Genomic DNA, 24,792 nt, shown 5'->3' with positions numbered 1-24,792 from the left:
TCTCAGCATCGCATCACGGCCTCGGACCGGAGCCTCCGGCGCCCAGGTAGCGCAGCACTGCGAGAACCCGGCGGTTGTTCGCACCGTCGTGCGGCAGATCCAGCTTCTGGAAGATCGCCGCGACATTCTTCTCCACCGCGCCCTGCGACAGGAACAGTGTCTCCGCGATGCCGTTGTTCGAGCGCCCCTGCGCGATCAGGTCCAGCACCTGACGCTCCCTGCTGGACAGCCGCGCCTGGCCGAGGTCTCGCTCGGACGCACCCATCAGCTGCGAGACCACCTCCGGGTCGAGCACGGTCTCGCCCCGGGCCACGCGCGCGAGCGCCCGGGTGAAGTCCTCCACGTCCACGACGCGGTCCTTGAGCAGATATCCCACGCCCCGCGCGTCGCCCCTCAGCAGCACATCGGCGTACCGCGTCTCCACGTACTGCGAGAACAGCAGGACGGGCAGCCCGGGGAACTGCTCCCGGAGCTCGACCGCGGCGCGCAGTCCCTCGTCGGTCGAGGTGGGTGGCATGCGGATGTCGGCCACGACGACGTCGGGCAGCGACTCCCGCGCGAGGCGCGCGACCTCACGCCTCAGGAGTTCGGCGTCCGCGACGGCACTCACCTCGTGCCCCTGGCGTGCCAGCAGTGCGACGAGCCCGTCACGCAGGATCCCGGAGTCCTCGGCGAGCACCACTCGCAGTCCGTCCGGCGGCGTGTCCCCCGGCCCGGTCATGCGTCGCCACCGGTACCCGTGTGGCGACCACCCTCGGCGACGGCGGGCACGGCCGGGAGGGTCAGGGTCACGACCGTCGGCCCACCGACAGGGCTGGACAGGCCGAACGTGCCGTCGACCGACCGGACCCGTTCGGCGAGTCCCGCCAGGCCTGATCGCAGTCCGGACCCGTCGTGCGGGACGACGGTCGCGCCCCCGGCGCCGTCGTCGAGCACCTGGATGCGCAGGATGCCGTCCTTCTCCTCGAAGAGCGCCTCGACCAGCACGTGGACCCTGGACGCGTGCGCGTGCTTCGCCGCGTTGGTGACCAGCTCGGCGATCGAGAAGTAGACGATCGACTCGATCGCCGGCGCCAGGCGGCCACGTGCCTCGACGGCGGCATCGACCTGCGCGGTGACCGGGAGCGGCGCGCGCGCCGAGAGTGTCTCCAGGGCGACCGCGAGCCCGCTGTCCAGGGCCGGCGGATGGATGCCGCGAGCCAGCTCGCGAAGTTCGACGAGCGCGTCCTTCGTCGACGTGTGCGCCACCTCGAGGAGCTCGCCCACGGTGACCGTGTCACCGGATGCCAGCTGCTGGCGCGCCTCGCCGAGTTGCATGCCGACGGCGACGAGGCGCGCCTGGGTGCCGTCGTGCAGGTCTCTCTCGATCCGGCGCAGCCGGGCGTCGGCGTCCTCCACCGTGCCCGCGCGAGAGCGCTCGAGCTCGGCGAGACGCAGGCTGACGGCCGTGGGCCCGAGCAGCACCCTGGTCAGGAGCTGCGGCACGGCGACGACACCCCGCTGCAGCACCGGCCACAGGACCAGCGCCCCCAGGCCGCCGGCCGCCACCAGCGCGAACCCTGGTGGCGTGTGCCACGAGCCGTCCATGGCCAGCTCGGGCGGCAGCGACCAGAACCAGGTCCAGTAGGTCACGCCACCGATCCCGAGTACGAGGCACGCGGTGCTCACGATCAGCCCGGCGAGTGTCACCGGCAGTGTCGTGATCATGAACAGCAGTGCTCGCCAGCCCACCGCGTCGCCGAGCGCTCCGCCGACCCGCGGCCAGAATCCCTGACGTGGCGGGCGGGCCGCCGGCGACGCGACCTCCGTGCCGAGCAGGTACCCGGCCAGGCCGCGGTAGACGGAGCCCCACCACCGCCCGCCCGTCACCAGTGCGCCCGCCACGAACAGTCCGACGACCGTCACCGCGGCCCCGACCGTGAACACGACCGTGGCCAGCACATACGCGAACGCGAGGGGGGCCAGGAGCAGCATGAGCCACAGGTAGGCGTACGAGCGCCACGTGGCGGAGGACAGCGGCGCGTTCAGGAGGCGGACCCCACCGCGCGTCGCACCGGACTGCCGCGCCCCGGGGTCGAGGGTCATGGTGGTCATACTGCCAGGGTGCCGTGTGACCGCCCGGCGCGACATGGTGCGTTCCTCCGGAGCGGGTGGGGATTTCCCCCGCGGCCGAGGTCACGGTGCCGGCGGGGGCTCCGGCAGCGCGAGGGCCGAGTGCGCGGGCCGCGGCGTCGTCGCGGGCATGGCGACGAGGTCACGAAGCATCGCGTTGCGCCGTTCCAGTGCCTCGGCCGTCGTGGGGAAGAGCCTGGCGCCGCCCGCGTCGACGAGTGCCTGGTTTGTCGTGACGAACTCGCGGGTGTCGCGCTCGTAGGCGGCGAACGCCTCCACGGGATCCTCGTGGACGGCCAACGACCTGGCGAGCATGTAGGCACCGACCAGGGCGAGGCTGGAGCCCTGGCCGGTCAGGAACGACGGCGCGTAGGCGGCGTCGCCGACGAGCGCCGCCCGGCCGCTCGACCAGCTGGGCATGCGGATCTGGCCGGCCGTGTCGAAGAACAGGTCGTCCGCCTCGCGCATCGCCCGGACGATGCCGGCGACCTCCCGCCCCGCACCCGCATAGGTCCGGGCGACCAGTTCGCGCTGGGCGTCCGTGTCCCGCAGGACGTCCGAGGGCGGTTCCGGCCGGTGGAAGTTCAGGAAGGCGTGCAGTTCGTCGTCGGCTCCCCCGGTGGCGTAGAGCGCGGCGGCCGCACCGGGGGCGTTCCACATCACGAGCTCACGGGAGAGTCCCAGGACGTTCGGCATGGTGAACACCGCGAAGGCGTAGCCGAGGTATCGGTGGAACCGTTCCTCGGGCCCGAACAGGATCCTCCGGGTGCCCGAGTGCATCCCGTCGGCGCCGACCACGACGTCGACGGTGCGTTGCCTACCGCTGCGGAAGGTGACGTCGACCACGTGTCCGTGCTGGTCGAGGGCCTCGATGGAGTCGTCGAACAGGAACTCCACGTCGTCCCTGACCGTGGCGTACAGGGCGGCCGTCAGGTCCCCGCGCCCGATCTCGAGGTCCTGTCCGCCGGCGCTCCCGGCGACCGCGTGGGGGTGGAGGGAGGCTATCTCACCGCCGTGGGCGTCGAGGAAGGTGAACCGACCGGTGTCGAGGTGCGCGGCCCGCAGCCGCGGCAGGATGCCCATCCGCCGGACCACGTCGACCGCGGTGCCTCGCACGTCGATCGGGTAGCCGCCCCCGCGGGGTGCGCGCGCCTTCTCGACCACCGTGACGGCGAACCCGTACCGGTGCAGCCAGTACGCCAGCGTGGGACCGGCGATGCTGGCACCCGCGATCAGGACCTTGCGCCGGGCGGTGCCGGACGGTGCGGTCATGGCTGGACCTCCTTCTTCAGGTGATGAACGACGAGCAGTGAGAGTCCGGCGACGAGGGCCGCGACCAGGAAGCCCGCGACGAAGGCCGGCTCGGCGGGAACCCCGGAAGCCGGGTCGCTGCCCGCGTCGAGGATCGAGCCCGCGACCTGTCCCCCCGCGACGGCGCCGATCAGCCGGATGACCACCAGGAGGCTGGTGGCGATACCGGTGTCCTTGGATGCGACCGCGGTAGCGGTGCTCGCCAGCAGGGCCGTCGTGGCCAGTGCCCCGGCGAAGGCGGCCAGCGCACGCACGACGACGAGCTGCCACGCCGTGTCGTGCAGGGCCGCGGCGCCGAGGAGGACGACCACGGTGGCCGCGGTACCGAAGGTCACCACCGAGCGGGCACCGTGGCGCCGGACCGCGAGCCCGCCCACCGAGCCCGCCAGGACGCCGGCGATGGAGGCGGGCATCATGAGCAGTCCGATGTCTGTCGTGCCGAGCCCGAGGCCGTAGCCGTCGCCCGAGACCGCGGACAGTTTGGGCACGAACGTCTGCAGCATCGCGGAGACCGCGGCGACGGCGACGGTGAGCACGCTCGCGCTCCACATGGCGGGCGCCGCCAGCATGCGCAGGTCCACCATGGGCGAGACCGCCCGCCGCTCGACGGCCACCCACGACGCGGCGAGCGCGGCGACGAGCAGCGCGATTCCGCCGACCGCCGCCGGCGGGACAGCGTTCCCGGTCACCAGCAGCAGCCCGAGCATGAGCGCCACCAACGTGGCGCTCAGCAGGGCCACGCCTGCCCAGTCGATCGTGGTGCCCTGCTCGCTCGGCACGTCGTTCGGCATCAATCGGAGGAGGGCGGCGGTCGCCGCGACGACCACGGCCGTCGGCGCCGCGAAGATCCAGTGCCAGGAGAGGTTCTCGGCCAGCGGCCCGGAAGCCAGCGTCCCGACGACGCCACCCGCGGTGAACAGTGCGCTGACCACACCGACGGCCACCTGCGTCTGCCCCTTCGGGAGGTTCTTGCGAACCAGGATGAACGACAGCGGCAGCGCACCGACCATCGCCCCCTGCAGGGTCTGACCGGCCAGCAGCACCGGCAGGTTCGGCGCGGTGCTCGACAGCACACCACCTGCCGAGACCAGTGCCATCAGGACGAGCAGGACGCGTTTTCCGCCGTAGCGGTCACCGAGCTTCCCGGCGATGGGGGCCACGATCGCGCCGGTGACCAGCAGCGTGCTGACGACCAGCGCCGCACCGGCCGAGTCGATGCCCAGTTCGCGCTCCAGCAGGGGGCGCGCCGGATCGACCACGGTCTGCAGCGTGCCGAGAGCGAGCGCGAGGACTCCCAGCGCACCGATCGCGGGCCTTCCGATACGCGCGGGCGTCGGCCGCTCGACGGGAGCCGGGGAATCAGGGGCGACGAGCATCTCGGCCCCCTTCCGCGGTGGCCGGGGACACGAGCGAGGTGGGTCTGATGTCCATGCCCTCGAACCTAGGTTTCCGTCCCCGGCTCAGGAATGGTGCATACCGCCTCGGGCACGGGGGATTTCCCCCGGGGGCCGGACCGGAACCGGAAGGATCACGGAACGCGTCGCCGCCCGCGCCGCGGCCGCTGTCAGCGCGGCGTGACGCCGTCGAACAGGTGGTCCACGAGGGCGTCGACGAACGCGGCGTCGACGGTCACCCCGTCGGGCACCATGAGACGGTAGTAGATCGCGCCCCAGAGCTGGTCCACGAGGACCCGGACGTCGGCGTCGCCGCGGATCTGTCCCGCCTCCTGGGCGCGTGCCAGGCGTTCCTCGGCCAGCCTGCGGCGGGCCGAGGTGTACAGGTCGCTGAGCGCGGCGGCCAGATCGGGGTCGGTCTGCGACCCGCCGACCAGCTGGAGCAGTGCCCGGCCGCCGGGCGTCCCCATCACCTCGGCGAACGAGTGGAGCTGGTGGCTCAGGTCCGCGCGGACGTCGCCGGTGTCGTCGAAGGCGAGGGCCGGCTCGACCGCGTGGAAGTAGCCGTCCAGCGCGAGGGCCCCCCGCGAGGGCCACCACTTGTAGAGCGTGGTCTTGCTGACACCGGACGACCGGGCGACGCGCTCGAAGGTGAGGTCCGCCAGACCCTCGGAGAGGATCAGGTCGCCGACCGTGCGCAGCACGTCGGCGCGAACCTCCTCGGCCGGGCGGCGGCCGCGGCCGCGGTGAGGTGGTGCGCCGGTGGCGGTCGTGACCGCACCGGCGGGTGCGGCGTCGTGGGTCTGCATCGCTGGTGGTCGCCTCCCTCGGGCGGAGTCTACGACGGAGGACGCTCCTGTGTTCGGAACGTGCGAACGGTCACGGCCGAGCCGGTCAGGCCATGCCGCCGTTGGCGAAAAGGGTCTGGCCGTTCACCCAGCGCGCCGGGCCGGCCAGGAACGCGACGGCCTCGGCGATGTCCTCCTGGGTGCCGAGACGGTCGAACGGGTTCGCGGACGCGATGCTCGCGATCAGCTCCTCGCTCTTGCCCTCCAGGAACAGGGGCGTCGCCGTCGGCCCCGGCGCGACGGCGTTGACGGTGATGTCCTGGCCGCGCAGCTCGCGCGCCAGGATCGGGGTCAGGGTCTCGACCGCCGCCTTGGACGCGGCGTACGCGCCGTAGGCCGGGAACCTCGTCCGCGTCACCGACGTCGAGAAGTTGACGATCGCGCCGCCCGCCCGCAGGCGGGTGGCGGCGAGCTGGGAGACCACGAAGGTGCCACGGACGTTGGTCCGGTGCATGCGGTCGAGATCCGCCAGGTCCAGAGTCGCGATCGGCGACAGCAGCATGATCCCGGCGGTGTTGACGACGACGTCGATCGCGCCGAACGCCTCCGTCACGGCGTCGAACGCCGCGGCCATCGCGACCTCGTCGGCCACGTCACCGCCGACCGCGATCGCCCGCCCGCCGCCGGCGACCACCTGGTCGACGAGATCCTTGGCACGTGCCTCGTGACCGGCGTAGTGGACGGCCACCGCGTCACCGTCGGCGGCGAGCCGCTCGACCACGGCCCGGCCGATACCACCGGACCCGCCCGTCACGAGGGCGACCCGGTCCCGCGCCTGCGTGGTGCTCATGACTTCCTCCTTGGCTCATGTTATGAACGACAAGTTCATATAAGCACATCGTGAACGGGTAGTCCATATCTGGAGGGTGCCGACCGCCCGACGACCGGCAGACCGGTCGCGCCGTCACGCGTGCCGGCGAAGGACGAAGCCCGCGTGGTGCAGGACACCGTCGACGAGCTGTCCGAACGCCCAGAACCCGGTGTCGTCCAGGTACGTGATGCGGTCGGAGCGCACCCAGTAGCTGCCGGTCCAGGCGTCCGGGCGGCCCTGGCGCGTCTCGGTGTACCGGCCGCCGGGCAACAGGTACTGGGTCATGTCCCGGCCGGGGTCGCGCCACGCCCCGTGCCATCGCCGGCCCGTGCCCTCGGAGCCGTCGGAACCCGGTGGCCGCGTCGGCCTCCCCCGCCGCACCTCCACGTGACCGGCCGTGACGACCGCGACCAGGTCGCGCGGCTGGACGACGAGCATCTGCCGGATGCGGCTCTCGCCGACCCGCCCCTTGACGACGGCGAAGGTCGCGGGATTGCCCGGCACGAGGTCGAAGGCGCCACGCCGCTCGTCCGGGAGGGCACGCACGGCGCTGTCCACGAGCAGAGGGACCACTGCCGCACCGTCGGCCGGGATCGGCTCGGCGTGCGCCGGTCGCGCCGCACCGGCACACGGGCCGACGTGCGTGATGCGCCCGCCCGAGGCCCACAGCTCGCCGCGGACGGCCCGTGACGGCGTCGCGTGGACGACCGCGTCGACGACGGCCAGTTCACCGGCTCGCGCGTCCCGGGGGCCGGCCGGCGCCGGACCGGATCCGCTCGTTGTCTCGCTCATCGCCGCTCCCACGGTCTCACGCCGTCGACCTCGTCACGACGGCTGCTGCACCACCAGGGTGCGAGATCCGGCGCGGCGCCGCCCAGGCCGGGCCGCTCCTGGGTGCAGCGCACCCACTTCCCGAAGCCGCGGCGAGGGTCGGCGGCGCCGAGGTTCACCAGGGCACGACGCCGTCGTCGTCGAAGAACCCGCCGCGGGGGCCGTCGTCGGGCAGGGTGGCCAGGCGGACGGCGATCGCGGCGCCCTGTTCCGGGGTCCGGGTTCCGGCGTGCCCGGTGAAGTCGGTCGCGACGTAGCCGGGGCAGGCGGCGTTCACGATGACGTTCGTGCCGGCCAGTGCGCGGGCGTACTGGACGGTGACGCCGTTGAGCATCGTCTTCGACGGCGCGTAGGCGGCCAGCACCGGTCCCGTCCGCAGCGTCAGCGATCCCATGTTGCTCGACATGTTGACGACGCGCGGCGAGTCCGCGCGCCGGAGCAGCGGGAGCATCGCGTTCGTCACCCGCACGGCGCCGAACACGTTGGTGTCCAGGACGGTACGCACGACGTCGAGGTCGAGCGTCGTGGGGTCCTGCGCCCCCTCGTCGAGCTTGCCTCCGATGCCCGCGTTGTTGACGAGCACGTCGAGCCGCCCGGCCGCGTGCTCGATCTCCTCCGCCGCGGCGACGGCGCTGTCGTCCGAGGTGACGTCCAGGGCGACGCCGAACGCGTCGACGCCGCCCGCGCGCAGCCTCCCGACGGCCTCCTCGCGCCTGGCCTCGTCACGGGCGCCCACCGCGACCCTGAACCCCTGGGCCCCGAGACCCTGGGCGATGGCGAAGCCGATTCCCTTGTTCGCGCCGGTCACCAGCGCGGTCTTCGTGTCGTTCATGCGCACCACTATCGGTGCCCTACTCTCCTCGGGGAAGACGGCACTTCAACGTGCCGAGGGCACCCGGAGGTAAGTCATGGGAACACGCGTGGAACCAGGAATGTCGTGCGCGTACGAGGCGTTCACGGCCGACTGCCCGAGCCGGCGCCTGCTGGAGGCGATCGGGAACAAGTGGGTGAGTTTGTCGATCGTCGCCCTGGGTGTGCACGGGCCGCTGCGGTACGGCGAGCTGGCGGCGCAGATCGAGGGGGTGAGCCAGAAGATGCTCACCCAGTCGCTGCGCCGGATGGAAAGGGACGGGCTGGTCACCAGAACGGTCACCCCGTCGGTCCCGGTCCGCACCGACTACGAGCTGACGCCGTTGGGGCGCTCGCTCCTGCCGCTGCTCCACGAGCTCAAGGACTGGGCCCAGGAGCACATGCCGGCGGTCGACGCCGCGCGGGCGGAGTACGACGCCGCCGCACCGTCCCGGTGAGACAGGGTTCGGGGCCATGCCCCTCGGCGGCGTGAGGGCGGGCGTCGGCCGGACCTTTTATGGACCCGAAGTTCATATAGTGGTAGCGTCACATGTGAACCAGTAGTCCATATGCTCCGCGATCCCCGAGGAGAAGGCCATGTCCGCCGCCGCGACCACCGCACCCGGAAGACTCGTGCGACGCCTGGATCCGCCGTCTCTCGGCACCACCGCACTGGTGGCCGCGCTCGCCCTCGGGCTCGGCGCGTGCTCCACCACCGCACCGGACGCCGTTCCCGGGGCGTCGGCGTCGCCGGTGGCGCCGGCATCCACGGCGCCGTCCGACAGGCCGGCTCCGGCCGGGGCCGCGGTGCTCGGCGATCCGGTCGAGATCGCCTCCGGGCTGGAGGCGCCATGGGGCCTGACGTTCCTCCCGGATGGATCTGCCCTCGTCTCCGAGCGGATCAGCGGCCAGATCCTGCGGGTCCCCGCATCGGGCGGGGACCCGCGGACGGTCGGTGTCGTACCCGGAGTCGAGGTCAGCTCGGAGGGCGGCCTGCTGGGCATCGTCGCCTCCCCCGAGTTCGAGACCGACCGCACGGTCTACGCGTCGGTCTCCGGGAGCGACGAGAACCGGGTCCTCGCGCTCACCGTCGACGAGGGCTTCCGGTCACTCACCGTGGACAGGACACTCCTGGACGGCATCCGGACGGCCGACCGCCACCACGGCGGACGGCTCGCCCTCGGGCCCGACGGCCATCTGTGGATCGGCACGGGCGACGCCTTCGAGCCGGCGAACGCGGCCGCGGACCGCTCGCTCAACGGCAAGATCCTGCGGATCGCCGTCGACGGCTCCATCCCCGGCGACAACCCCGCCGACTCGCCGATCTGGTCCAGCGGTCACCGCAACGTGCAGGGCATCGCCTTCGGCCCCGACGGCACGCCGTACGCCTCCGAACTCGGCCACCGCACCTGGGACGAGGTCAACGCCCTGCGCCCGGGACGCGACTACGGCTGGCCGCAGACGGAAGGGATCGCCGGCGACACCGGGGAACCACCGATCGCCACCATCCACCCCGACGACGCCAGTCCGTCCGGCATGGCCTTCGCGGCGGGGTCGCTCTGGATCGGCGCGCTCGGCGGGCAACGGTTGTGGCAGCTGCCCGTGGACGGACCTCGCGCGACGGCCGATCCGATCCCGCACCTCGTCGGCACCTACGGCAGGATCCGCACGGTGGAGGTCGCTCCGGACGGCGCCCTCTGGCTGGTCACCTCCAACACGGACCGCGCCACCTGGGGCGGCACCGAACCGCGTCCCGGCGACGACCGCATCCTGCGCGTCGCGGTCGACGCCGGCTGACCGGCCCCGGACGGCCCCGGACGGCCCCGGACGGCCCCGGACGGCCCCGGACGACGGTGGGACGGCCCCGCCGGCCAGGGCCGTCCGGTACCTGGTCAGACGATATGGAGCCAGCTCCCCCAGCCCTGGCTGATCTTCACCGGGTCGGCGAGGTAGTGGCCGTCGGTCGCGTTGTACCAGTGGGCGTAGTAGTACAGGTCGCCGTTGGTGTTGCGGGCGATGATGTCCGCCGTGCCGTCACCGCTCCAGTCGGCGGCGACGATCGTCGTGTGGTCGCCCCAGCCGGACGCCATCTCGACGCGGCTGCCGAAGCCGTTGCCGCTCCCGGTGTGCGGGTACAGCCAGAGCTTCCCCGAGCCGTCGAGCGCGAAGATGTCGGCGCGGCCGTCCCGGGTACCGTCCTCCGCGGCCACCTGGCGCATCTGGTCCCAGCCGTGCCCGATCCGGACCGGTGATTCCATGGCGCTGCCGGTACCACGACGCTCGTAGAGCAGCAGGTCGCCCGCGCCGGTCACCGCCAGCATGTCGGCGCGGCCGTTGCCGGTCCAGTCCGCCGCCATCACCGTGGTCATGCGGTCCCAGCCGTGCCCGATCTGGGTCCGAGGGCTGAAGTAGTTCACGCCGTCGTCGTTCCGCTGGTGCGGGTAGTACCAGAGGTCGCCGTCGGCGTCGACCCCGACGATGTCATCGGTGCCGTCACCGCTCCAGTCCGCGGCCATGACGGACTCCCAGGTGTCCCAGCCAGGGCCGAACCGCTGTCCGGAGCCGAGCCGGTTGCCCGCGGCCTGGGGGAAGTGCCAGAGGTAGCCGTCGGAATCGACGCCGACGACGTCGGCCTTCTTGTCGCCGCTGAAGTCGGGGAGGCACCGCGACGGATCGCAGATCGCCGGGGTGGCCGGCGGCGGCTCGGGCTCCTCACGCTGCACGACCCCCTCGATCCAGCCGGCGACGTCGTCGACCCGGGCCTCGATCGCGCCGGTGCGCGTCTCGGCCGGGTCGCTCCCGAAACAGCCGCCCTGCCAGGACCGGCTGTTCACCGCGACGAGCCGGGGGCCGTCAGCCGTCAGCCGCAAGGCGGGCCCGCCGGTGTCGCCGGCGCAGACGGCCGCGCCGTCCTGCCCGGTGACGGCGATGTCGCCGCCCGACACGGCGTCGACGACGAAGGTGCCGGCGTGCCGCCGCAGCGGAGCCCACTCGGTCGCCGTCCTGCCGTAGCCGGGCACGACGAGCTCGGACCCGGCCGCAGGCGGCCCGGCCGCCACCTCGACCGGCGCGATCTCCGGGACCGGGCCGAACAGGCGCGCCAGGACGAGGTCACGCGACTCGTGCGGGACCAGCTCGACGACGTCGCGCTCCTGCCCCGAGTCGGTCGTCAGGTCGGCGCGGCCGATCGTGGCGACCGTGGTCATCGGCGGTGCCCCCGCCGCGGGCGGCGTGCCCGTCGCCGGGTCCTCCGCGAAGCAGCTCGCGGCCGTGAGCACCCACGACGTCGCGATCAGCGCACCGGAGCAGGCACGCCCGTTCTCCTCGTCACCGATCGCTAGCCGCGCGGTGAACGCATAGTCCTCGTCCGCCGTCGTCGTCCCGACGACGGCGGTGGCGGCCGGCACGAGCAGGGGCGCCGTCAGCAGGGCGGCGGTCAGCGCGGCGGCGACGCCGACGGCCGCGCGGCGGTGGTGAGGTTCCGTGGTCATGTCTCTCTTTCCAGTGGGATGTCGTTGAGGAACGCGAAGCCAGAGGCGGCCGTCATTGGCGGTAGAACTGCACGATCGTCCCGTCTCGCTGCAGGCCGATCACATAGACGTGGCCGTCCATCTCCAGGCTGAACTGGGAACTCGCGCGTCTCCCCTCCAGGTAGTCGCGTATCTGTGCCTCGTTGTGCTGGACGACCGCCGCCAGGTAGCGGTCGAGGTCGGCGACGGTGTCGGTCGGCGCGAAGTAGGCCTGGACGTTCGTCGGCATGGCGCCGAAGTAATCCCAGGTCTGACGGCTCACCACGTGCACCATCTGCTCTGTCGTCATCCTGACGGTGTGCCCGCCGACGCTGAAGCTGGGCGGTGTCCAGGCCAGGTCGTCGAGCGCTTCCCGAACGCGTTCCTCCGCGCACAGGGAGACCGCTCCGCCGCTGCCCGCGGCGAGGCACGTGTTGGCGAAGTACTCCGAGACCATCGTGAAGTTGTCCAGGGCCGCGCTCTGCAGGCTGGGGACCTCCCAGTACTCCCGCCAAGCCTCGAACCAGCCGTGCCAGTACTCCAGTGAGGTGTAGTCCGGAAGTTCTTCGGTGAGCCCCCCGAAGATCTCACCGAGGATCTCCTCGCAGGCGTCACTCGGGGTGCGCTTGCAGTACTGGCTCGTGGCACCGCCGGTGAGTATCTCGAGCTCCAGTCCCAGGATCGGTTCCAGGGTGTGCAGGATGGGCCAGTACACGGCCCAGGCCAGGTCCGTCTGAAGCGCACCGATGAAGTTCAGGTTCAGGACGTTCGCGATGCACTCGTCGAAGAGCTTGCCCCCGTTGCCGAACAGCGCTTCGCACGTCATGCCGTTGATGTACGCGAGGCGTGTCGGGTCGAGGCCTTGCTCATCCAGGGCGATGATCGTGTCGGCGACCCGGTTCAGGCAGTCCTGGTCATGCTCGCCTGAGGGCAGAAGGCACCCCACGGGCCATTTCGTCTCGGCGATCTCCATCGCCTCCACGACGAGGTCGCCAAGCATCAGGTCGTACGCCGCCTGATACGCGGCCTCGAACTCTGCTGCCGCGTCGATCGCGCTCTGGCCAGCCGCGTTGGCATCGTGCCACGCCTGGTTCGCGCTGTCCGTCGCCTCCTGTGCGTACTTGACCGCCCTCGCCAGGGAGACGGTCGCCCAGGTCGCCGACTGCGCCGCCGCATCCGCCGAGCGCCCTGCCCTGGCGGCGGCGTCCACCGCCGTGTCCGCAGACCGTTTCGCGTCCGCCGCGGAGCGGCTGGCCCGAAGCGCGGCGTCCGTCGCTGCAACAGCGTGCGCGTCGGCCTCGTCCGCGGCCTCGGCGGCCTGGTCCGCGTAGTTCGCGGCCTCTTGGGCCGCTCCAGCAGCGCGCGCGGCCTCCTCCCATGCGCGCTTCTCGTTCTCGGTCGCTCGTGCCGCCACCTCGACAACCTGCAGAACCAGGGAGCTCATCGTCTCCACGTGGGCGGCGGTCCGATGGTCGCGCATGGCGGCCTCGTGGCGGCCGGTAGCCAGGAAGCGCTCCCGGAATGCTGGCGGTCCCTCGAGAGCGACCTCGGCGTTGATCCTGAGCTCGCTGCCCTCGGGTGCGTTCTGAAAGATCTGGGTGACCTTGATCTCGGCGTCGGCCTCCCGCGCAGCGAGCTGTCCGGTCTCGACGAACTCACGCAGGGCGGCGGAGGAACCGTCGTCCAACGCGGCCGTCGCGGCGTCGACCGTGTGCGAGTCCCCGGCCTCGCGCGCTGCGGCAAGAATCCGTGTCGTCTCCAGTTCGTCCTCACCCCGCCGCTCCGGGTAGTCCGGGTGCTCCAGAAACTCAGCGACCTCGGCGTCCGAACCCTCCAGCACGTCCTCGACGGCGTCGCGCATCGCCGCCGTGCCGACGGTCGACAGTCCGACCAACGTGGTCCGGTCGTCCATGCCCTCCGCGGACTGCAGCCCGCCGCGGGCGAACGCGAGAACCTGCTCCTCGTCACCGACCAGCGCCGCGCGCGCCGCCTCCCGAGTCCACGTTCCTCCCGAGTCGACGAGGCCGAGCGCAGCCTCACGCGCACCGGCAACAGCCGCCTCCCGGGACGAGCCCGAGTCGTTCGCGACGACGAGTGCCGCCTCGACCGTAGGTGGGCGCCACTGCGATCTCGGTGTGTTCACGGTCGGCGCGTCGACCTGCCGCGCCTCCTCGACCACCCGGGCCGCGTCCCGCGCGGACTCGATCATTTGCTCGTGCTCGCGAGCAAGACGGAGCCGGTCCTGGCGACGTGCTTCCTCGTAGACTTCCTGAGCCTGCTGGGCAGAGAGCCGTGCGGCCCGTGCCGCCTGTGTCGCGGCATCCGCGTGCTCTCTGGCCAGGCGCGCCGCGTCCACGGCCTCGCCAGCGTGCTCCGCTGCGTCCTCGGCTGCATCGGCCGCTGCGCGCGCATGGGCCGCCGCGGACCGGGCCGCGTTGCGGGCGACGATCGCCTGATCGCGAGCGTACCTGGCGAAGTCCACGGCCTCCTGGGCGGCCCGCTGCGCGCGCAGCGCCGCAGCCCGCGCACGCTCGGCCGCCGCGTACACCTCCGACGCGTCGGCACCGGCGGCAGCCGCTGCCTCGCCCGCCTCCTGGGCCGCGCGTGCCGCGTCGTTCGAGTTGCCGATCGCAGAGATCGCCGCTTCCGACGCAGCCTCCACCTGCTGCGCCGCGCTGAGAGCTTCCTGGAGTGCTTCCTCGGCATCGCCTGCGGCGTCAGCCGCCGCACGTGCCTCTCCCGCTTTCTGCCGGGCGGCGTCAGCGGCCTCCCGGTCGCTCCGCGCCTCTGCGGCGGCACGGGACGCCTCGGCCGCCTTCCGCTCGGCCAGAGCGGCTGCCATCGCGACCCGGACGGCGGCGTTGGCCGCGGTACGTGCCGCGGCAGCGGCGTCGTTGGCCGCGCCGACCGCTGCTCCCGCGGCACTTGCCGCCTGCTGGGCCGCACGTGCTGCATTCGCCGCAGCGGTCTCGGCCCGCCTCCGGTCGCTGCCTGCCGCCTGTGCCTCGTCCCGCGCCTTGGCCGCCGCCGCCTTCGCGGACGCCGCCGCTGCGACGGCCCGATCAGCGTCGTCGGTCGCAGCCTGGGTCGCGGCCTGCGCCTCGCTGCCCGCGGCCTCGGCCGCCTGCAGGAGGCCGGCGACGGTCTCCTGCTCGTGGTCCCTGGCAGCGGCCACGCCCCAGTCGATCTCCAGGAACCGGGCGATCGCGTCGGGGCTACCGTCATCGAGTGCCGCGGCGGCCGTATCCTTCACGATCGGTCCGCCCGCCGCATACGCCTGGTTGACCTGCAGTTCGCGGTCCGTCTGGTGAGCCGTCAGCCAGCCGCCGTCGAGGAACTCGCGCATGGCCTCGGGCGTGCCCGCGTCCAGGGCGGCGCGAGCGGCGGACCTCACCTGAGGGCCGCCGGTGGCGGCCAACTGGTTGATCCGGATCTCCTGGTCGGCCAGCCACGGGTCGTTCCAGCCGTCCGTGAGAAAGGTGCGAAGAGCCTCGGGATCCTCCGCGTCCAGGAGCGGGGTAAGGGTCGCCTGCATCGCTGGACCGCCGCTCGCGAACATCTGGGTCGCGACGATCTCACGGTCGACGAGTTCGAGCGTGCTCCACTGGTCGTGGACGAAGGCGCACACCTCCTCCTCGGTACCGACCAGGGCCGCCTCGGCGGCCTCCCTGACCTGCGGTCCGCCGGCGTCGCGTGCCGCGAGCACGCCGGCTCGCGAGCAGACCTGCGACGTCTCGGCAGCCTGGGCCTCACCGGCCTGCGGCGCGATACCGGGAACTGTCAGACCCGCGGCCACGGCAACGACGAGAGCCGCACGGGCTCCTCGTCTCGACGTCGTGCGCCACGGCCTTCGAACGGAGATGCTTCCCACTGTCGGACCCTCCTCGTCCATCTGACTTCGTCGCCTCAGACCGTGATCTGCAGCAGAACCGTTGGTTCGGAACCCGGATCGGCACCGATCCCCACGGGCGTGTACGAATCGGCGTCCCCGGTGATCTCCACCGGCTCGCCCGACGGCGTGTCGACCACCGCGGTGAAGTCGTGGCCCGTCCCGGTCTCGTAGCCGTCGCCGCGGATCGAGTACACGTTCGGCACGCGCAGGTCGATACGCCCCGACTCACCGTGGACCACCAGACAGAGCGTGCGCGCCCCGCCGGACTCGACGGTGTATCTGACCCTCATCGCGCCCACGCCGTCCGCGTCGGGCTGCGTCGCACACTCGACGTCGACCACGATGTTCCCGTCGCCCGAGACGAGCTCGATGCCGAGCTGCGCCCCGATCCGCTCCGCGTCCGGGTAGGCGAACCTCTCGACCAGCGACGTGTCCCCCGCCGGCCGTGAGACCGTGACCGTCGCGTCCGGCGTTCGGGTGCGGTCCAGGACCACGGCGACCTTCTGGCTCGGGCGGTATCCGAACACGTGGGCCCTGCCGCCGTCGGCTGCCTCCACGCTGACCAGCCGGTCCCGCGTGGAGGCGATGGTGAAACCGCCGAGACCGCCGGACCGGTCGGGGCGGACCGTGGTGAACCCGCTCGCGGTGGCCGTCCGGATCGCCGTCGTGGTCGCGCCCGGCGCGTAGGCGAGCAGGTCGTCGAGCTTCCCGTCGTCGTAGGCGGTCGCGATCACCCGGCTGGTCGTGCTGCCCAGGGCGGACCAGGTACCCTCGGTCTGCTTGGCGTAGGCCGAGGAGCTGTCGCGACTGACGACCGCGTATTTCCTGGCCGTGCCGGGCCGGTAGACGAGCAGGTCGTTCGGCTTCCCGTCGTGGTCGCCGTCGAACGGCGTCACGCGGTCGCCGGCGGCGAACGTCCAGCCGCCCAGCGACGTGGTGTGCCGCATCACGTACCCGAATTCCGGGGCCGACACCACGGCCGCCGTGCCGCCCGCGCTCGGGTCGTACTGCATGACCTCGTCGAGCTTGCCGTCACCGTCGAAGTCCACCGGGACGAGCTGCGGATCGTCGCCGCCACGTACGAGGCCCCAGGCGTTCTGGTACTTCTTGACGAACTGGCCCGACGCGTCCCTGCCGTACACCGCGACGTTGCGTACGGTGGCAGATCCCACGCCCGGCCGGTACACGAGAAGGTCGTCCAGCTTGCCGTCGCCTTCGAAGTCGAACGCGACGATCCTGTCGGCCGCGTCGGCGAGCGGCCAGTCGCCGATGCCCGAGCCACGGAACACCTCCGTGTACGTACCGTCCGCGTGGCGCTCGGCGATCACCACGAGCCGGCCGCCGGGCCGGTACAGGAGGACGTGGTCCGCCCGGCCGCCGTGGTCGAAGTCGTACGCGATCGCCCTGTCGCGGGTGTCCGACAGGTCGAACCCTGCGATGCCCGCATAGCTGGTGTGCGCGTTCTCGTACTGACTTTCGGCGTGGTCGAGCCGCTTGATCGCCCAGGCGCTCCTCGCCCCGGGCCGGTACCCCAGCACCAGGGTTCGCGAGCCGGTGCCCTGCCCTTCGAACGGAACCAGCCGATCGGCGGCCCTCGTCAGGTCGAACCCGCCGAGCCCGCCGGCGCGCGGGCCGGCGAGCGGCTCGTAGGTGTCGGTCGCCGCGTCCCACGTGATCACGCTGACCATCCCGATACCGCCGTTCACCGGGCGGTAGGCCACGAGGTCGTCGTCCAGGCCGTCGTGGTCGTAGTCCATGGCGACCACCCGGTCGCTCGTGTTCGCGAGCGGCGTCCACGTGGCGGCGTCCACCGTGACATAGCCGCCGTTCTCGCTCCGGCTGAGGACCTCGTACTTCTTCGCCGCTCCGGGCCGGTACACGAACAGGTCGTCGGTGATGCCGTCGTGCTCCCGGTCGAACGGGACCACCCGGTCACCGGCGCCGAACGTCCAGCCACCCAGCGACGTGGCGTGCGGCAACGAGTATCCCCAGGTCCGCGGGTCCACGACCGCCGCCGTCCCTCCGGAGGAGGGCGCGTACTGCAGGAGGTCGTCCAGCTTGCCCGTGCCCTCGTAGTCGATCGCGACCACCTGCGCGTCGGGATGGTTCCGCACCAGGCCCCAGGCGTTCTCACGCTTCCTCACGAAGTCCCCGTCGGCGTTCCGGCTGAACACCGCGTAGTTCGGCACCTCCGGCGAGCCCACACCCACCCGGTACACGAGCAGATCGTCGAGCTTGCCGCTGCCCTCGAGGTCGAACGCGATGATCTTGTCCACCGGGTTGTCCAGCACCCAGTCACCGAGGCCGGTCGCGCTCCGGAACACCCTCGTGTACGTTCCGTCCGCGTCGCGTCGCACGACCTGGAGGGCCTTGCCACCGGGCCGGTACAGCAGGAGATGGTCCGCTCGCCCGCTGCTCTCGTAGTCGAAGGCGATCACCTCGTCGGCCGCCGACGCGAGGTCGTAGCCGCCGATGCCCGCCGTCGTGCTCCGGTACTCCCAGCCGAACTGCGTGCTCAGAGCAGGTGCGTTTCGGTCCACCCAGTCCTCGAGGCCGTCCACGCGCACCACGGTCGTCACCGCCGCGGGCTCCGACTCCTCGGCGAGACACCGCGCCCGGTCGGAACCGACCGCGAGCCCCAGCAGCACCGCCCCACCAGCGCGTGTCACGGGGGCACCGGCATCGCCGAGACAGGCGCCCACCGCTCCGGCCGCGTCCGACCAGGTGAAGGTCGCCGCGCCCACCTCGCCGACGGCGCCCGTGGAGCGCTCGGCGGCGTCGGGCACCCAGGTGTCGGCCGTGCGACCGAATCCGGCCAGGACGGACGCGAGGCCGGTGACGGGGGCCGTCGAGGGGATGGTGGCCGCCCCGACGCCCTCTGCGGGCAGGACGAGGCGAAGCAGGGCCAGGTCGCGGTCAGGGTGCGGCACCACTCGGTCGGCCTCCAGGGTGCGCGCCGAGGTATCCGCGTGTGCGCCGCCCACGACCACCTTCGCGGCCACCGGCGGCCTACCGGTGGCAAGGGAACCACCGTCACCGGCGACACAGGAGGCCACCGTCAGCACCCACTGCGGACGCACGAGCGCACCGGAGCAGGAGCGGTCGTCACCGGAGCGGACCTTCACCAGGTACGGCGCGCTCCCCGACGTGACCGGGTCCCCACCGGTCACCGCCGTCGCCGGGGCCGCCACACCGGCCATGATCGTCGCCGCACCTGCCAGCGCGGCGAACAGACGTCGCACCATCCCAGCCTCCATCCATCCAGTGACCGGACCTACGGTCGATTTCTGATCGTTCGGCGCACCACGGACTGACGGCGCATACCGTGAACTCTTCGCTGCCTCAGACCGTGATCTGCAGGAGAACCGTCGGCTCGGAGTCAGGATCAGCGCCGATGCCCACGGGCGTGTACGAGTCGCCGTCCCCGGTGATCTCGACGGGGTCGTCCGACGGCGTGTCCACGACCGCCGTGAAATCGTGGCCGACCCCCGTCTCGTACCCGTCCCCACGGATCGAGAACACGTTCGGCACACGCAGGTCGATACGGCCCGAGTCACCGCGCACCACCAGACAGAGCGTGCGGGCCCCACCCGACTCCACGGTGTACCTCACCCTCATCGCACCCACACCGTCCTCATCCGGCTCCGTCGCGCACTCGAGGTCGGCGACGATGCGGCCGTCGCCCCGCTCCAGCAGGACGCCGTGCTCGGCGAGGATCTCGTCCGACCGCGGGTAGTCGAACGTTTCCACCGCGAACGGGGGAAGGTCGGCGGCGGCCTCCCCCCGTACCGCTTCCGCCATCGTGGGGGCACCGAGGAACGTGGCGGTCGCGGCGACAGCCACCCCCGCGGCGATGCCGGCCCTGGACAGGTATCCCATCGTCACTCCTGACTTTGGCGAGCAGCTCGTGGCACGACCGCGTCCTTACCGGCGACACGGCGGCCCGGTCAGTCAGCTTGGCACCAAAAGTCAGCCTTGTCCCACAATTTGGTTACGAGTAAATCCATTTTCACCCGCGATGGGTACATCGGTCCCGAGCGGCCTCTACCCGGGTCCGGCGTCGGCCCCGGCGGCACCACCGCATCCGAGACGCCGGCCGCCGTCACACCGCGGACGCCGGACGGGCCGCGCGCTCGGCGCGTCGGGCGAGGTCGGCGAAAGCGGCACGAAGCTGGGGCGGGCCGACGACGGTGACGTCGGCGTCGTAGCGCGCGAGGTGGGCCGCGAGCCCTGCCCAGGACCAGGACCCGGCACGGAGCCGGCACCGCGTGGGGCCGAGATCCTGCACGAGGCCGTCACCGGCGAACGGCGCGACGCGGGAGGCCGGCAGTTCGATGATCACCTCGCCCGCGCACGGCCAGGTGCCGGCGTCGTCCGAGCCCTTGAACCGTGCGGACAGGAAGGCACCGGCGTCGCCTCCGGGAAGCTCACGAGGCGTGAACCGGGGCCCGTTCGGCACACGGAGCGTCATGCGGTCGACGCGGTGGACACGCCAGTCCTGGTGCCGCGGGCTCCAGGCGACCAGGTACCAGAGGCCTGCGCGCGCGAGCAGGTGGTGGGGCTGCACCTGGCGCGGCGGCGCGACTGCCTGGTCCGTGCCGTCGTTCCCGCCGGCACCGGCGTAGTCGAAGCGCAGTTCCTCGTTGGCGCGGATGGCGGCACCGATCGCGAGCAGCACCTCGGCGTCGACCTGAGGGCGAGCGGCCGGGACCGCCGCGGTCGCCTCGAGCGCATCGACGCGAGCGCGCAAGCGGGCCGGCATGACCTGCCGTACCGTGGCCAGCGCCCGGGCGGCCGCCTCGTCGATCGCCGCGCCGGTGGTGACGGCGACGCGCAGTGCGACCGCGAGGGCCACCGCCTGCTCGTCGTCGAACAGGAGAGGGGGCAGGTTGCTGCCGGCGTCCAGCCGGTAGCCGCCGTCGGGCCCCTTGGCCGCGCGGATCGGGTACCCGAGCCCACGCAGTCGGTCGATGTCTCGGCGCACGGTTCGTTCGCTGACCTCGAGGCGCTCCGCGAGCAGGCCGCCCGGCCAGTCCCGGCGGGTTTGCAGGAGCGACAGGAGCGACAGGAGGCGGCGCGAGGTGGTGGATGCGGAACTGGTGGGCACGATCTCGATCATGCCGCAGGAAGCGGACGATCTCTGTCCTGTACTGCTGCCATCGTTCGGATGCGTCCGGGTTCCCCGGGCGATCCACGACAAGGAGTGCACGACATGGCTGTGAACACGGTGACCCACCTCAACTTCCACGGCGAGGCCCGCGCGGCCCTGGAGTTCTATGGGGAGGTGTTCGGCGGCACGGCGACGATCATCACCTACGGCGACTTCGGCATGCCGGCGCAGCTGCCTGACGCGGGCAAGGTCGTCTGGGGCCAGGTCGTCTCCGGCAACGGCTTCCGCGTGATGGCCTACGACGTGCCGAGCTCGGCGGGCGACGGCCCGACGTCCGGCGAGACGTCCGGGGCCGGGTCGTCGACCCGCCGGGAGAACGGTATGACGGTCACCACCGACCCGTTCTTCGTGTCCGTCCGAGGCGACGACGTCGAGGAGGTCGGAAAGCTCTGGGAGAAGCTGGCCGACGGCGCGACGGTCGTCGAGCAGTACGGGCCGGCGCGGTGGGCCCCGGCGTTCGGCATGCTGACCGACCGCTTCGGCGTCACCTGGATCCTCGACGTCGCCGCCCCCTACCCGGCGAGCTGAGGCCCGGCTCCCGGACCCCGCGCCGGTCCCGGCACCTCGGTCCCCGCCCGGGCGCCGTGGTTCCGGGACCGCTCGCGGCGGTGCCGCTCACGTCCGGGCGACGACGAGGCCGGCCGATGAGGTTCCGGACGGCCTTCACGAGAGGCTCAGCCGGCGGCGAGCAGTTCCGTGATCTGCTCGTAGAACGCAGCGGGGTCCGTCGCGAGAGACGCCTTCACCATGGCGGTCCAGTCGTCCACGACCACCTCGATCGACCCGGTGGCCACACCGTCGAGCGATCGGCGCGGGACGTCGCGCGGATCGATCTTGGGACCGTCGTAGCCTGCCGAGATGTCGGTGTCGGCCGCTCCGAGGAGGACGCCCTGCACCAGGGTGCCCTGGTCAGCGAGCTCGAGACGCACGCCGTTCGTCATGTTCCACTCGGCGGCCTTGGCGGCCGAGTACGAGCCGGTGCCCGGCGCGGCGAACCACGACAGCGCCGACAGCACGTTCACGACCGCGCCTCCGCCGTTCGCGGCGAGGACCGGGCTGAACTCACGGATCACGTCCAGCGTGCCCCACAGGTGCGTGTCCATCTCGCGGCGCGCCTCGGCGAGGTCGCCCGTGACGAGCGGGGCGCCGGTTGCGATGCCGGCGTTGTTCACGAGAAGCGTCACGTCGCGCGCGCGTTCCGCGGCCGCGGCGACGGACCCGTGGTCGAGCAGATCGAGTCGCAGCGGCACGACCCGGCTGTCGTCGACGTCGATGCTCTCGGGGCGTCGGGCGGTCGCGTACACCTTGCTCGCCCCGCGCTCGAGCAGCTCGAGGACGAACTGGCGGCCGATACCGCGGTTGGATCCGGTGACGAGGGCGACCTGGTCGGCGATCTTCATGTGGTGCCTGCTCCTTGTACGGGTCTTCTCCGGTCGCGTGGGCCGTGGCGGCCCCCGCGTCGGCTACGGTAAAAGTTGACGTTGACGTCAAGGGCAAGTCGAAGCTCGCGGGACCGAGGAACGGAGGAGGACGCGGATGCGGATAGGTGACATCGCGCGGCAGGCGGGCGTCAGCACGAGGGCTCTGCGCTACTACGAGGAACGGGGTCTGCTCGCGCCGGACCGCACCCACAGCGGGCAGCGCACGTACCCGGGATCGGCCGTGGAACGGGTTCGGCTGATTCAGCAGCTCCTCACGGCCGGCCTGCCGAGCCGCACCATCCGGAAGCTCCTGCCCTTCATCGAGGCCGGGCAGGGCTCCCCCGACGCCTTCGAGCTGCTGGCGGCCGAGCGTGACCGGATCACGGCCACCATGGCCGACCTCGCCGCCACACGCGACGCCCTCGACCGGATGATCGAGATCGCACACCATCCGACCCCTGAGCACTGCCCTGCGCTCCGCGAACCGCCGTGGGCGCCGTACACGGACGTCGCCGACGACGGCGCGGCGGCGCTCGAACCTGCCGCGCCCACCTCCGAGCCGTCGAACTGAAACGTTTTCTCCCCTGCCGGTACCGGCCGCCTCGACCGTACGGTCGTCGAGCACGCGCATCCATTCGATACCTGATCGAGGTGACCCGAACATGAGATCCATCGCCCTGCCCAGAATGCCGCGATCGGCCGTCGGTCGACTTCTCCTGTCCGTCCTCGCCACCCTGGCGCTGACGTTCACCGTCCTCGTGACCGCCCCCGTGCCGTCGGCGCAGGCGCACGGCTGGATCGTCGACCCGCCCAGCCGTCAGGACCTGTGCTACACGGGTGCGGTCCCGAACTGCGGCCCCGTCCAGTACGAGCCGTGGAGCGTGGAGGCCCCCAAGGGCTCGATGCAGTGTTCCGGAGGCGGCCGCTTCAGCGAGCTGGACAACGAGTCGATCAGCTGGCCGCGCCAGGCGGTCAGCACCAACCAGACGTTCACCTGGGACATCGTGGCCAACCACTCGACGTCCACCTGGGAGTACTTCGTGGACGGCCGGCTGCACGCGACGATCGACGACGGCGGCGCCCTGCCGCCCGACACCGTCACGCACCACATCTCCAACCTGCCGGAGGGCAACCACAAGATCTTCGTCCGGTGGAACATCGCCGACACGGTCAACGCGTTCTACGCCTGCATCGACGCGTACATCACCCCCGGCGGCACGCCGGCACCGGAGCCCGAGGAGCCGGAGCCCGGCGAGTGCTCCGTAGCGGAATGGAGCATGAACACCGTCTACCACGCCGGCGACCGGGCCTCCTTCCAGGGTGCCGTGTACGAGGCCCAGTGGTGGACGCAGAACCAGAGCCCGGCCGACTGGTCGGACCAGTGGGAGGTCTGGCAGCAGGTGGGCACCTGCTGACCCCGGCGTCCGCACCATCGGATCACACGAAGGAGTGTCACGATGAAATCGTTTGCTGAACGACGGTCCGGCCCACGGCGCCGCGGCCGGATGGCCACGGCCCTGATGAGCGCGGGCGCCGCACTCACCCTGGTCGTCAGCGGAGCCGGCCCCGCGGCCGCGGTCGACACCAACGACGAGGGCACCCATGACGGGTACTTCTACTCGTTCTGGACCGACACGGAGGGTTCCGTCTCGATGGACCTCCTACCCGGCGGGAGCTACTCCACGCAGTGGGGCAACACGAACAACTTCGTGGCGGGCAAGGGGTGGAACCCCGGCACCACCAGCCGCGTGGTCGACTACAGCGCGCAGTACAACCCGAACGGGAACTCGTACCTCACTCTGTACGGCTGGACGCGCAACCCTCTGATCGAGTACTACGTGGTCGAGTCGTGGGGCTCCTGGCGTCCGCCGGGCGCCAACTCGCTGGGCACCGTCACGTCGGACGGCGGAACGTACGACATCTACCGCACCGAGCGGGTGGAGAAGCCGTCCATCGACGGGACCGCGACGTTCTCCCAGTTCTGGAGCGTCCGCACGAGCAAGCGCACGAGCGGCACGATCACCTTCCAGAACCACGTGAACGCCTGGGCACAACACGGCCTCAACCTGGGGAGCAACCACTACTACCAGATCTTCGCCACCGAGGGTTACCAGTCCTCCGGCTCCTCCAACGTCACCGTGAGCGAGGGTTCCGGGGGCGATCCGACGCCTCCGCCGACCACTCCTCCCCCGGGTGGCGACGGCGGCTGCACGGCCGCGCTGGAGATCGTCAACTCCTGGGGTTCGGGCTATCAGGCGAACGTCACCGTCACGGCCGGGTCCGGCGGGATCGACGGCTGGACCACGACACTGCCGTCGAGCATCTCGATCTCACAGATCTGGAACGGATCGGCCAGCGGGAACACGGTGACCGATGTCGGCTGGAACGGCAGTCTCGGCGCCGGCCAGTCGACCACCTACGGCTTCGTCGCGAACGGCAGCCCACCGTCGTCGGCGACGGTCTCCTGCACCTGACCGTCGCCGACGCGGCGCGCGTCCCTCCTCGGTGCCCTCGCGATGGTGGCGGGCACCGGGCAGGACGCGACCGCGGCGGCCGTCCTGGCCGGGACTGACGCCGGTCACCATGGAACGGGGCCCCTACCGGTGCGGTAGGGGCCCCATTTCCGACGCCCGGCCGCCCCGGG

General features: G+C 71.9%; 20 protein-coding genes. 6 read left to right on the top strand and 14 right to left on the bottom strand.

The genetic code is table 11. The annotated features are described in order from the left end of the window. Positions 1–13 precede the first annotated feature (13 nt). The 8 genes from J0911_RS13745 to J0911_RS13710 all read right to left on the bottom strand — a co-directional run bounded on the left by J0911_RS13745 (position 14) and on the right by J0911_RS13710 (position 8,139). Positions 14–721, bottom strand: coding sequence for a LuxR C-terminal-related transcriptional regulator (locus J0911_RS13745; protein WP_242636748.1), 708 nt, complete (start codon positions 719–721; stop codon positions 14–16). Then, complete coding sequence (locus tag J0911_RS13740; RefSeq protein ID WP_207276036.1) at positions 718–2,094, bottom strand: sensor histidine kinase; 1,377 nt, start codon at positions 2,092–2,094, stop codon at positions 718–720. Before J0911_RS13740 ends, J0911_RS13745 begins: the two co-directional genes overlap by 4 nt. 81 nt (positions 2,095–2,175) lie before the next feature. After that, entirely contained in the window at positions 2,176–3,384 is a 1,209-nt protein-coding gene (locus tag J0911_RS13735; protein ID WP_207276035.1) for an FAD-dependent monooxygenase, read from the bottom strand. Then, on the bottom strand, positions 3,381–4,799 hold the full coding sequence (locus tag J0911_RS13730) for an MFS transporter (RefSeq protein WP_207276034.1): 1,419 nt from the start codon (positions 4,797–4,799) through the stop codon (positions 3,381–3,383). The genes J0911_RS13735 and J0911_RS13730 overlap by 4 nt, the downstream gene beginning before the upstream one ends. 188 nt (positions 4,800–4,987) lie before the next feature. Beyond that, positions 4,988–5,626 carry a TetR-like C-terminal domain-containing protein gene (locus tag J0911_RS13725; RefSeq protein WP_207276033.1) on the bottom strand — a complete coding sequence of 213 codons (639 nt, stop codon included), beginning with the start codon at positions 5,624–5,626 and terminating at the stop codon, positions 4,988–4,990. An 85-nt stretch (positions 5,627–5,711) separates the two neighbouring features. Beyond that, positions 5,712–6,455 carry an SDR family oxidoreductase gene (locus tag J0911_RS13720; RefSeq protein ID WP_207276032.1) on the bottom strand — a complete coding sequence of 248 codons (744 nt, stop codon included), beginning with the start codon at positions 6,453–6,455 and terminating at the stop codon, positions 5,712–5,714. Between the two features lie 114 nt (positions 6,456–6,569). Next, positions 6,570–7,268 (bottom strand): Atu4866 domain-containing protein, encoded by a 699-nt coding sequence (locus tag J0911_RS13715; protein ID WP_207276031.1) that lies wholly within the window; start codon positions 7,266–7,268, stop codon positions 6,570–6,572. A 154-nt stretch (positions 7,269–7,422) separates the two neighbouring features. After that, the gene (locus J0911_RS13710; protein ID WP_207276030.1) at positions 7,423–8,139 is read right to left on the bottom strand and encodes an SDR family oxidoreductase; all 717 of its coding nucleotides are present in this window, start codon (positions 8,137–8,139) and stop codon (positions 7,423–7,425) included. 76 nt (positions 8,140–8,215) lie between these two features. Here J0911_RS13710 and J0911_RS13705 point away from each other — a divergent pair, with 76 nt between their 5' ends. Beyond that, positions 8,216–8,614 carry a winged helix-turn-helix transcriptional regulator gene (locus J0911_RS13705; RefSeq protein ID WP_242636747.1) on the top strand — a complete coding sequence of 133 codons (399 nt, stop codon included), beginning with the start codon at positions 8,216–8,218 and terminating at the stop codon, positions 8,612–8,614. A gap of 139 nt (positions 8,615–8,753) precedes the next feature. Continuing rightward, positions 8,754–9,953, top strand: a complete 1,200-nt coding sequence (locus J0911_RS13700) for a PQQ-dependent sugar dehydrogenase (RefSeq protein ID WP_207276029.1) — start codon at positions 8,754–8,756, stop codon at positions 9,951–9,953. A 95-nt stretch (positions 9,954–10,048) separates the two neighbouring features. Here J0911_RS13700 and J0911_RS13695 read toward each other — a convergent pair whose 3' ends face one another. The 5 genes from J0911_RS13695 to J0911_RS13675 all read right to left on the bottom strand — a co-directional run bounded on the left by J0911_RS13695 (position 10,049) and on the right by J0911_RS13675 (position 20,664). Continuing rightward, entirely contained in the window at positions 10,049–11,647 is a 1,599-nt protein-coding gene (locus tag J0911_RS13695) for an FG-GAP-like repeat-containing protein (RefSeq protein WP_207276028.1), read from the bottom strand. Between the two features lie 52 nt (positions 11,648–11,699). Next, positions 11,700–15,461 carry an ALF repeat-containing protein gene (locus J0911_RS13690; protein WP_207276027.1) on the bottom strand — a complete coding sequence of 1,254 codons (3,762 nt, stop codon included), beginning with the start codon at positions 15,459–15,461 and terminating at the stop codon, positions 11,700–11,702. A 110-nt stretch (positions 15,462–15,571) separates the two neighbouring features. Then, positions 15,572–18,802, bottom strand: coding sequence for a S1 family peptidase (locus J0911_RS13685; protein ID WP_207276026.1), 3,231 nt, complete (start codon positions 18,800–18,802; stop codon positions 15,572–15,574). Between the two features lie 97 nt (positions 18,803–18,899). Beyond that, positions 18,900–19,436 (bottom strand): hypothetical protein, encoded by a 537-nt coding sequence (locus tag J0911_RS13680; protein ID WP_207276025.1) that lies wholly within the window; start codon positions 19,434–19,436, stop codon positions 18,900–18,902. Positions 19,437–19,659: 223 nt separating this feature from the next. Beyond that, the gene (locus J0911_RS13675; protein WP_307865084.1) at positions 19,660–20,664 is read right to left on the bottom strand and encodes a helix-turn-helix transcriptional regulator; all 1,005 of its coding nucleotides are present in this window, start codon (positions 20,662–20,664) and stop codon (positions 19,660–19,662) included. Positions 20,665–20,769: 105 nt separating this feature from the next. Between J0911_RS13675 and J0911_RS13670 the strand changes: the two genes are divergently transcribed. Further along, the gene (locus tag J0911_RS13670) at positions 20,770–21,255 is read left to right on the top strand and encodes a VOC family protein (RefSeq protein WP_207276023.1); all 486 of its coding nucleotides are present in this window, start codon (positions 20,770–20,772) and stop codon (positions 21,253–21,255) included. 146 nt (positions 21,256–21,401) lie between these two features. On the opposite strand, the gene J0911_RS13665 is transcribed toward J0911_RS13670, so the two are convergent. Beyond that, positions 21,402–22,127: an SDR family oxidoreductase gene (locus tag J0911_RS13665; protein WP_207276022.1), complete on the bottom strand. Its 726-nt coding sequence runs from the start codon at positions 22,125–22,127 to the stop codon at positions 21,402–21,404. A gap of 136 nt (positions 22,128–22,263) precedes the next feature. Here J0911_RS13665 and J0911_RS13660 point away from each other — a divergent pair, with 136 nt between their 5' ends. The 3 genes from J0911_RS13660 (at position 22,264) to J0911_RS20860 (ending at position 24,622) form a co-directional block, all read left to right on the top strand. Then, positions 22,264–22,719 (top strand): MerR family transcriptional regulator, encoded by a 456-nt coding sequence (locus J0911_RS13660; protein WP_207276021.1) that lies wholly within the window; start codon positions 22,264–22,266, stop codon positions 22,717–22,719. 91 nt (positions 22,720–22,810) lie between these two features. After that, the gene (locus J0911_RS13655) at positions 22,811–23,563 is read left to right on the top strand and encodes a lytic polysaccharide monooxygenase (protein ID WP_207276020.1); all 753 of its coding nucleotides are present in this window, start codon (positions 22,811–22,813) and stop codon (positions 23,561–23,563) included. 42 nt (positions 23,564–23,605) lie between these two features. Further along, positions 23,606–24,622 (top strand): glycoside hydrolase family 11 protein, encoded by a 1,017-nt coding sequence (locus J0911_RS20860; protein ID WP_278186820.1) that lies wholly within the window; start codon positions 23,606–23,608, stop codon positions 24,620–24,622. Positions 24,623–24,792: the final 170 nt, after the last annotated feature.

The organism is Myceligenerans salitolerans (genome assembly GCF_017349295.1).
Classification (GTDB): Bacteria; Actinomycetota; Actinomycetes; order Actinomycetales; family Cellulomonadaceae; genus Myceligenerans; species Myceligenerans salitolerans.
This window is presented reverse-complemented; position numbering and strand designations above follow the sequence as displayed.

Coding starts and splice junctions, on each gene's coding strand:
- J0911_RS13745 (WP_242636748.1), bottom strand. CDS start 721: ATGACCGGGCCGGGGGACACGCCGCCGGACGGACTGCGAGTGGTGCTC.
- J0911_RS13680 (WP_207276025.1), bottom strand. CDS start 19,436: ATGGGATACCTGTCCAGGGCCGGCATCGCCGCGGGGGTGGCTGTCGCC.
- J0911_RS20860 (WP_278186820.1), top strand. CDS start 23,606: ATGAAATCGTTTGCTGAACGACGGTCCGGCCCACGGCGCCGCGGCCGG.
- J0911_RS13670 (WP_207276023.1), top strand. CDS start 20,770: ATGGCTGTGAACACGGTGACCCACCTCAACTTCCACGGCGAGGCCCGC.
- J0911_RS13730 (WP_207276034.1), bottom strand. CDS start 4,799: ATGCTCGTCGCCCCTGATTCCCCGGCTCCCGTCGAGCGGCCGACGCCC.
- J0911_RS13660 (WP_207276021.1), top strand. CDS start 22,264: ATGCGGATAGGTGACATCGCGCGGCAGGCGGGCGTCAGCACGAGGGCT.
- J0911_RS13685 (WP_207276026.1), bottom strand. CDS start 18,802: ATGGTGCGACGTCTGTTCGCCGCGCTGGCAGGTGCGGCGACGATCATG.
- J0911_RS13715 (WP_207276031.1), bottom strand. CDS start 7,268: ATGAGCGAGACAACGAGCGGATCCGGTCCGGCGCCGGCCGGCCCCCGG.
- J0911_RS13710 (WP_207276030.1), bottom strand. CDS start 8,139: ATGAACGACACGAAGACCGCGCTGGTGACCGGCGCGAACAAGGGAATC.
- J0911_RS13720 (WP_207276032.1), bottom strand. CDS start 6,455: ATGAGCACCACGCAGGCGCGGGACCGGGTCGCCCTCGTGACGGGCGGG.
- J0911_RS13735 (WP_207276035.1), bottom strand. CDS start 3,384: ATGACCGCACCGTCCGGCACCGCCCGGCGCAAGGTCCTGATCGCGGGT.
- J0911_RS13725 (WP_207276033.1), bottom strand. CDS start 5,626: ATGCAGACCCACGACGCCGCACCCGCCGGTGCGGTCACGACCGCCACC.
- J0911_RS13655 (WP_207276020.1), top strand. CDS start 22,811: ATGAGATCCATCGCCCTGCCCAGAATGCCGCGATCGGCCGTCGGTCGA.
- J0911_RS13740 (WP_207276036.1), bottom strand. CDS start 2,094: ATGACCACCATGACCCTCGACCCCGGGGCGCGGCAGTCCGGTGCGACG.
- J0911_RS13695 (WP_207276028.1), bottom strand. CDS start 11,647: ATGACCACGGAACCTCACCACCGCCGCGCGGCCGTCGGCGTCGCCGCC.
- J0911_RS13665 (WP_207276022.1), bottom strand. CDS start 22,127: ATGAAGATCGCCGACCAGGTCGCCCTCGTCACCGGATCCAACCGCGGT.
- J0911_RS13705 (WP_242636747.1), top strand. CDS start 8,216: ATGGGAACACGCGTGGAACCAGGAATGTCGTGCGCGTACGAGGCGTTC.
- J0911_RS13700 (WP_207276029.1), top strand. CDS start 8,754: ATGTCCGCCGCCGCGACCACCGCACCCGGAAGACTCGTGCGACGCCTG.